This window comes from Streptomyces sp. WAC05292 (genome assembly GCF_003949955.1).
GTDB classification, from domain to species: domain Bacteria; phylum Actinomycetota; class Actinomycetes; order Streptomycetales; family Streptomycetaceae; genus Streptomyces; species Streptomyces globosus.
Genome location: NZ_RPSE01000048.1, coordinates 19,620 through 27,182, shown reverse-complemented (window position 1 = coordinate 27,182; position 7,563 = coordinate 19,620). Strand labels below are relative to the sequence as shown.

Below are 7,563 nucleotides of genomic sequence, written 5' to 3'. Positions count from 1 at the left end.
CCCCCCGGCCCCGTGGCCGTCCCGCCCGGCCCCCGAGGCGGAGACCGCCCGTGCACCCCGGCTGTCTGAACGCCGACGAGCCGGACGCCGGCACGCGCCGCCTGGTCGCCGCCCGGTTCCCCGCGTGGGCGGACCTGCCCGTGGAGCCCGTCGCCACCGCGGGCACCTCCCACGCCGTCCACCGGCTCGGGACCGGCATGTCGGTGCGCCCGGGAACCTCCTCGTCACCGGGGACCGGCTCGCCGGGTGATCGACTTTGGCTGCCTCGGGCTCGGCGACCCCGCCGTCGACCTGATCGCCGCCTGGTACGTCCTGCCCGCCGCGGCCCGACCCGTCTTCCGCACGGCACCGGACGCCGATGACGCGGGCGGTTGCGCGGCCGCCCGGTGAGCCGCCGCGCCCGGAGGCCGCAGACCTCCCGCTACCAGGGCAGGTCGCGCAGCTGCTGCACGCACAGCAGCACGAACAGCAGGCCGGCGGCGCCCAGCATGCCGTTGCTGACCGCCCCGTTGCGCCATTCGGCCGGCGTGCGCTTCGAGTTGAGCAGCCACACCAGCGTCAGCGCCAGGAACGGCATGAACAGCGCGCCGATCACCCCGTACACCACGACGAGCCCGAACGGCTGGTCCAGGAACAGCAGGCTGATCGGCGGGAACGTCAGCCACAGCAGGTACGCCCGGAACGGCAGCGACTTCTCGGCGCTCCGCCCCTCCGGGACCAGCGACGGCCGCAGTTTGCCCACGAAGTCCGCGAACATCAGGCTCACCCCGTTCCAGACGCCGATCAGCGAGGTGAACGAGGTGGCGAAGAACCCGATCAGGAACAGCTTGGCGGTGGTGTCCCCGTAGGTCTGCGCGAGGACGCCCCCCAGGTCGAGCAGCCCGCGGTCGCCCTTGGCGAGCGCGATGCCCGACGAGTGCAGCAGCTCGGCGCCGACGAACAGCATCGCCACCACGAACACGCCGGTGGTCAGGTACGCCACCCGGTTGTCGAGCCGCATCACCTTCATCCAGCCGGTGTCCCGCCACCCCTTGGCGTTGACCCAGTAGCCGTACGCGGCGAGCGTGATGGTACCGCCGACGCCCCCGATCAGGCCGAGCGTGTAGACCAGCGACCCCTCCGGCAGGACGGGCACCAGGCCGGCCACCGCCGCCCCGAGGTGCGGGGTGACCCGGACCGCGAGGTAGACGGTCACCGCGAACATGACGCCGACCAGGACGGTCATGACCTTCTCGAACGCGGCGTACCGGTTGAACCAGACGAACACCAGCCCCACCAGTCCGCACAGCACCGCCCACGCCTTCAGGTCCAGCGCGCCCGGGAAGAGCGCCGCCAGCGGCAGCGCGCTCGACGACATCGCGGCCGCACCGTAGACGAACCCCCAGACGACGACGTACCCGGCGAAGTACACGGTCGTCCAGGAGCCGAGGCTGCGCCAGCCGTCGAACAGGGTGCGGCCCGTGGCCAGGTGCCAGCGGCCGACGGCCTCCGCCAGCGAGATCTTCACCAGGCAGCCGACGACCGCCGCCCACAGCAGCGTGTAGCCGAACCTGCCGCCGGCGATGAGGGTCGCCACGAGGTCGCCGGCGCCGACGCCGGTCGCCGCGACGACGATCCCCGGGCCGATCGACCGCCAGCCCGCCCTGCGGGGAGGCACCCCGCCGCGCGCCCCTGTCCCGGTCGTGGTCGTGTCCGCCATCCGCGCCGCCTTCCCGTCCGTCCTGCACCGGTTCCGACCGGCCACGAAAGGCGCTGCGCGCCCACCGCGCAAGAGGGCTTTTCAGCCAGCTCCGCCCGGCGCGCCCGCCCGGCCCGCGGCGCGCCCGCCGGCGCCCCGGCCGACCGGCCGCACTCGCACGCGCCGCCGCCCGCCGGGGCCGGTGCGGCCGCCGCCGGGCGGACACAGGTGCCGCAGCAGGCCGGCGGCCGCGAGCGCGGCGACCAGCACGCAGACGGCCCCCCACCCGTACGCCGCGTACAGGCGCACGCCGAGCCACGACCCGGCCGTACCGCCCAGGTACGCGCACATCATGTACGCCGTGGTGAGCCTGCTGAGCGAGTCCTCCCGCAGCGCGTACACCCGCGCCTTGTTGGCGACCATCCCGCCCTGCATGGCGACGTCCAGCAGCAGCGTGCCCGCCGTCAGCGCGGCCAGGCCCGGCAGCCCGCCCAGCCCGCCCGCCGCGAGCACCGCGGCCGACACGGCGACCCCGGCGAGGGCCGCCAGGTTCACCGGCCCCGGCCCGTGCCGGTCGACGAGCCGGCCCGCGTACGGCGTGCACAGCATGGTCACCGCGCCGACCAGGGCGAGCACGCCGACCGCCTGCGCCCCGTACCCGTACGCCGGACCCGTCAGCAGCAGCGCCACGCTCGTCCAGACGGCCGAGAACGCCCCGAAGACGGCCGCCTGGTAGAAGCAGGAGCGGCGCAGCTCCGGCTCCGCACGCAGCAGCCGCAGCGGCTCGGCGAGGAACTCCCGGTACGGCCCGCGGGCGTCGGCGGCCGCGGGGGCGGTGACGGGGACCGCGTACGCCATGACCGCGGCCAGGACCAGCGCGACGGCCGCGGCCACCAGGTAGGGGGCCCGCCAGCCGAGCCATTCGCCGAGGACGCCGCTGAACGCGCGGGCCAGCAGCATGCCGCCGGTGGAGCCGCTGAGCAGCGCGCCGAGGACCGCGCCCCGCCGGTCGGGTGCGACGAGCCCGGCGGCGAGCGGGCTGATGACCTGCGCGGCCACCGTGGTCAGGCCGATCAGGGCGCTCGCGGCGACCAGCGGCGGCAGCGCCGGGGCGCAGCCGGCGGCCAGCAGGGCCACACCGGTGGCGGCGAGCAGGACCACCAGCAGCGAGCGGTGCGGGAAGCGGTCCCCGAGCGGCACCAGCAGCACCATGCCCGCGGTGTAGCCGATCTGGGTGGCGGTCACGACGAGGGACGCGGCGTCGGGGGACACCCCCAGGCCGTCCGCGATCAGCGGGGCGACGGCCTGCGGGAAGTACAGGTTGCCGACGGCCACGGCGCCGGTCACGGCCAGGAGCAGCAGCAGCCTGCGGCTCATCCGGCCGCCCCCGGGAGGAGGCGGGAGGCGAAGGAGGTCATGGGAAGAGTCCACGCCACGGGACCGGCCCTGCCAATTGATGTAGCGTGCCGCTTAATGATCAGCTTCGAGCTCGGGGTCGAGGACCTGGCCCACACCCGGTTCGCGCTCTCGCCGCTCGGCGAGACGGTGCTGAGCCTGCGCGTGCTGCGGGACCCGGGCGTCTCCGTCCTCCACCTGCCCTGGCGCCGGTCGGTCCTCGCACGGATCGGCGGCCTCGACGGCGGCTTCGACACCGGGCTGCTGCTGTCCCTCGTCGCGGACCTCCTCACCCTGCCCGACTTCCTCACCCCGCGCCCCGCCGTGTTCGAGCCGGAGTTCGAGGACGAGCTGGCCGTCGTCCGCGGCACCCCGCCCGGCCGCGTGCGCCGCGACCTGCTGGCCGCGCACGCCCCGCACCCGCTGCCCGCACCCCTGCACGCGGCGACCGCCCCCGGCGACGGGCCCGTGACCGCGCTGCGCGACACCCTGTGCGAACTCCTGCACCGCTACTGGGAGATCGCCGTCCGGCCGGTCTGGCCGCAGATCCGCCTCGTCGCCGAAGCCGACATGACGTACCGGGCGCGGCAGCTCGCCCGCGGCGGCGCCCGTCTGCTCTTCGCCGACATGCACCCCCAACTGCGCTGGGAGGACGCCGGATCCCGGGGCTTCCTGCGCATCCACCGCACGATCGGCGGGTACGAGGCCAAGGCCTGCGGCCGCGGCCTGCTGCTCGTGCCGTCCGTGTTCGCCCACAAGTGCGCGCCGCCCGTGGGCCCCGACGAGCCGCCCTCCCTGCTCTACCCGAGCCGAGGGGCGGCCACCCTGTGGGAGGCCGAACCCGAACCGGTCCTGCGGACCGGGGCGGACGCGGGCGGAAGGGCCGCCGGGGCTGCCGGGGACGCCCTCGTCCCGCTCCTCGGCGCGCCCCGGGCCCGGCTGCTGCGCCTGCTCGCGGAGCCCGCCGCGACGGTCGAACTCGCCCGCCGCCTGCGCGTCACCCCCAGCGCGGTGTCGCAGCACCTCCGCGTCCTGCACGCCGCGGGGCTGGCCACCCGCGCCCGGCACGGCCGGCAAGTGCTCTACCGGCGCAGCCCGCTCGGCGACCGGCTCGCCGCGGGCGGCTGACGCGGCGGCCCGCCCTCGCCGACCCTCCCCGGCGGCCCGCCCTCAGGACGCGCCGAAATCCGGGAGGGTGAGCGTGCCGTCGTCGGCGAGGGCGAACCCCGGATTGTGTGCGATCTCCCACACATGGCCGTCGGGGTCGGTGAACACGCCGGCGTAGCCGCCGTAGAACGTCGGCGCGGGCGGCCGCGTCACCGCCGCCCCGGCCCGCCGGGCCGTCTCGACGAGCTCGTCCACCTCCTGCGGGGACCGGACGTTGTGCGCCAGGGCGATCCCGCCCCACCCGGGGGCGTCCTCGACGCCGCTGTCCTGCGCCAGTCTGTCGCGCCCCCACAGGACCAGCGCGAGGCCGCCCGCCTGGAAGAACACCGTCTCCTCGGCCTGCTGCCCGCGCCAGCCCAATTCCTCGTAGAAGGCACGGGCCCGGCCGAGGTCGGCCACGCCGAGGGTGATCAGACTGATCCGCTGCTCCATGGCGGGACGCTACCACCGGGCCCGCCGCCCGGCGTCACGGCACGGGAGCCGTCCGCCGGTCGAACCACGCCGCGCTCTCCGGCCGGCGGGCCCACAGCACCGCCAGCGCCGCCGGCACGGGCCAGGCCAGGCCCAGGAGCGGCTCCACCCGGTACACGACCAGCGCGAACGGCAGGGCCACCCAGCCGTACGCGCAGGCCGCCACCCGCAGCCTGCGCAGCCGCAGCGGGAACTTCAGCGCGGTGACGACTCCCCACGCCGCCACCGCCAGGACGACCAGCCCGCCGCACACGACCTGGCCCGCGCGCTCCTCGACCTCCCGGCGGCAGCAGGCCGCCGAGGCGTCCTCCTCGCCCCAGACCGCCGCGGCGACGGCCATGCTGTCCGTCACGAGCCACACCCCGACGACGGCCTGCACGCCGCCGAGCAGCATCATCAGCACCCGAAGTCGCCGCACCGGCCGCGGCATCCGCACGCCCTCCCACGGCCGGCCGGCCGCGGAACCGTCCCCGAACCCGTACCCGTCGTGCGGTTCCACTGCGACGACCTCCCCCGGCAGGGCATCCCCGGCACGTGCCACCCCCAGCATCCGGCGGCACGGCCCCGGTGTACAGGGGCCGTGCCGGCCCGCGGCGGGCGGCGGCGCCGGCGGCGTCGGCCGTGTCAGCGCAGGCAGCGGCCGAAGGCGACGACGTACGTCCCGCCGTTCGGCGCGGAGGCCCCGGCGCGGTCGGCGGCCGGGCGGCAGCCGGCGGCCCGGACGCGGGTCTGCGGCGTCGAGCCGGTGGCAGGGTTGCGGTGCGGTCCTTCCCCGGCCCCCACCACGCGTGCGAGGGGCCGCCGCAGGACTCACCCGTACGGCCCAACGTGCCCGGGCGGGGGCGCCGGACGCGGTGCCGGGCTTTCGCCGCGGCCTTAGCGTGAGACGCGGGGCGGGCCGCCGGCAGCCGCGAAGGGACTCGCATGCGTCGATATCCGCCGATCGGCGACCACGGCCTCATCGGCGACCTCCGGACGGCCGCGCTGGTCTCCTCCGAAGGCGTGCTCGACTGGTACTGCGCCCCGCGCTTCGACTCGCCCAGCCTGTTCGCGTCCCTCCTGGACCACGACCGCGGCGGCCACTTCGCCGTCACCGCCGACGCCCCCGGCGCCGTGGTCCGCCAGCTCTACCTCGCGGACACCGCCGTGCTGGTCACCCGTTTCATGACCGAGGAAGGCGTCGGCGAGGTCGTCGACTTCATGCCCCTCGGCGAGGCCGAGGCGCCAGCCGACCGGCACCGCGTCATCCGCATCATGCGCGTCACCCGCGGAAGGGTCCGGTTCCGGATCGACTGCCGGCCCGCCTTCGACTACGGGCGCGCCACGCACACCACGGCGTTCCCCGCCCCCGGCACGGTCCGCTTCACCGGCCCGCGGGTGGCCGTCTTCCTGCAAACCGCCGGGCCCGTACGGCTCACCGGCGACGGACCGGGCGTCCAGGGCGAGGCCGAGCTGGAAGAGTACGACATGGCCGCGGCCGTCCTGACCGTCTGCCACGACCCCGCGGCACTGCCGCCCGGCCCGCCGACGGAAGCCGACATCCGCCGCGCCTTCCGCTCCACGTACCGCTACTGGCACCGCTGGGTGCGCCGCAGCCGCTACCGGGGGCGCTGGCAGCAGATGGTCAACCGGTCGGCGATCACTCTCAAACTCATGACATACGCCCCCACCGGCGCCCCCGTCGCCGCGGTCACGGCCGGCCTGCCCGAGCAGATCGGCGGCGAACGCAACTGGGACTACCGCTACACCTGGGTCCGCGACGCCTCCCTGTCGGTCAAGGCCCTGGTCGACCTCGGCCTCGACGAAGAGGCCGACGCCTTCCGCCGCTGGCTCGCCGCCCGCGTACAGAACGGCGGCACCGTCACCGGCGAACCGCTGCAGATCATGTACCGGGTCGACGGCGACCCCCGACTCGACGAGGAAGTCCTCGACCACCTGGAGGGCTACCGCGGCTCCGCCCCCGTCCGCATCGGCAACGGCGCGGCCGAGCAGCTCCAGCTCGACATCTACGGCGAGGCCGTCTTCGCCCTCAGCCAGGCCCGCGACCTCACCCAGCTCGCCGGGTACGACGGCTGGACGCACCTGCGGCAGCTCCTGGACTGGCTGACCGGCCACTGGGACCGGCCCGACGAGGGCATCTGGGAGACCCGCGGCGGCCGCCGCGACTTCACCTACAGCCGGCTGATGTGCTGGACGGCCTTCGACCGCGGGATCCGGCTCGCCACCGAACTGGCCCGGCCCGCCGACACCGCCGCCTGGACCGCCGCCCGGGACGCCGTCTTCCAGCAGATCATCGACCGCGGCTACAGCCCGCGCCGCGGCGCGTTCGTCCAGCACTTCGACGGTGACGTGCTCGACGCCTCCCTGCTGCTCATGCCGACCGTCGGCTTCGTCTCCCCGAAGGAGCGCCGCTGGCTGTCGACCCTCGACGCCATCGAGGCCGACCTCGTCTCCGACAGCCTGGTCCACCGCTACGACCCGCGCGAGTCACCCGACGGCCTGCGCGGCGACGAGGGCACCTTCTCGCTGTGCACCTTCCTGTGGGTGAGCGCCCTGGCCCGGGCGGGTCGGCTCGACATGGCGCGCTACGCCTTCGACAAGATGCTGACCTACGCCAACCACGTCGGCCTGTTCGCGGAGGAGATCGGCCCGACGGGCGAACAACTCGGCAACTTCCCGCAGGCGTTCACCCACCTGGCCCTCATCGCGGCCGCCCTCGCCCTCGACGAGGAACTGGACCGCGAGGAACGCCGCGCCTACCCCTGACGCAACACGGCACGGCCGACCGGCTGCCAGGGGCTCCGGCTCCTGCGCCGCGATCCGGGCCGCAACGCCCGCCCCCGTCATCGTCA

Annotated in this window: 7 protein-coding genes and 1 pseudogene; 3 read left to right on the top strand and 5 right to left on the bottom strand. The window is 75.5% G+C overall.

The features are described 5' to 3' along the window. Window positions 1–208 precede the first annotated feature (208 nt). A pseudogene (locus EF903_RS08870) lies at window positions 209–366 on the top strand (phosphotransferase); the annotation flags it as partial. 55 nt (window positions 367–421) lie between these two features. On the opposite strand, the gene EF903_RS08865 reads toward EF903_RS08870, so the two are convergent. Together EF903_RS08865 and EF903_RS08860 are read right to left on the bottom strand one after the other, a co-directional pair. After that, window positions 422–1,699: an Nramp family divalent metal transporter gene (locus EF903_RS08865; RefSeq protein ID WP_125542600.1), complete on the bottom strand. Its 1,278-nt coding sequence runs from the start codon at window positions 1,697–1,699 to the stop codon at window positions 422–424. Window positions 1,700–1,780: 81 nt separating this feature from the next. Beyond that, window positions 1,781–3,055: an MFS transporter gene (locus EF903_RS08860; RefSeq protein ID WP_125542599.1), complete on the bottom strand. Its 1,275-nt coding sequence runs from the start codon at window positions 3,053–3,055 to the stop codon at window positions 1,781–1,783. A 96-nt stretch (window positions 3,056–3,151) separates the two neighbouring features. Between EF903_RS08860 and EF903_RS08855 the strand changes: the two genes are divergently transcribed. Further along, window positions 3,152–4,201 (top strand): helix-turn-helix transcriptional regulator, encoded by a 1,050-nt coding sequence (locus EF903_RS08855; protein ID WP_125542598.1) that lies wholly within the window; start codon window positions 3,152–3,154, stop codon window positions 4,199–4,201. A 42-nt stretch (window positions 4,202–4,243) separates the two neighbouring features. On the opposite strand, the gene EF903_RS08850 is transcribed toward EF903_RS08855, so the two are convergent. The 3 genes from EF903_RS08850 to EF903_RS33890 form a co-directional block, all read right to left on the bottom strand. Then, a complete protein-coding gene (locus tag EF903_RS08850) occupies window positions 4,244–4,672 on the bottom strand; it encodes a VOC family protein (RefSeq protein ID WP_125542596.1) in 429 nt (142 codons plus the stop codon). A 34-nt stretch (window positions 4,673–4,706) separates the two neighbouring features. Beyond that, entirely contained in the window at window positions 4,707–5,210 is a 504-nt protein-coding gene (locus EF903_RS08845) for a hypothetical protein (protein WP_125542595.1), read from the bottom strand. Window positions 5,211–5,335: 125 nt separating this feature from the next. Then, window positions 5,336–5,497: a hypothetical protein gene (locus tag EF903_RS33890; RefSeq protein ID WP_185902582.1), complete on the bottom strand. Its 162-nt coding sequence runs from the start codon at window positions 5,495–5,497 to the stop codon at window positions 5,336–5,338. Between the two features lie 138 nt (window positions 5,498–5,635). Here EF903_RS33890 and EF903_RS08840 point away from each other — a divergent pair, with 138 nt between their 5' ends. Further along, entirely contained in the window at window positions 5,636–7,477 is a 1,842-nt protein-coding gene (locus EF903_RS08840) for a glycoside hydrolase family 15 protein (RefSeq protein ID WP_125542594.1), read from the top strand. The last annotated feature ends 86 nt before the right edge of the window (window positions 7,478–7,563 follow it).

Bases quoted from the DNA above. Each gene is read 5' to 3' on its own strand.
- EF903_RS08865 (WP_125542600.1), bottom strand. From the start codon at position 1,699: ATGGCGGACACGACCACGACCGGGACAGGGGCGCGCGGCGGGGTGCCT.
- EF903_RS08840 (WP_125542594.1), top strand. From the start codon at position 5,636: ATGCGTCGATATCCGCCGATCGGCGACCACGGCCTCATCGGCGACCTC.
- EF903_RS08850 (WP_125542596.1), bottom strand. From the start codon at position 4,672: ATGGAGCAGCGGATCAGTCTGATCACCCTCGGCGTGGCCGACCTCGGC.
- EF903_RS08860 (WP_125542599.1), bottom strand. From the start codon at position 3,055: ATGAGCCGCAGGCTGCTGCTGCTCCTGGCCGTGACCGGCGCCGTGGCC.
- EF903_RS08855 (WP_125542598.1), top strand. From the start codon at position 3,152: ATGATCAGCTTCGAGCTCGGGGTCGAGGACCTGGCCCACACCCGGTTC.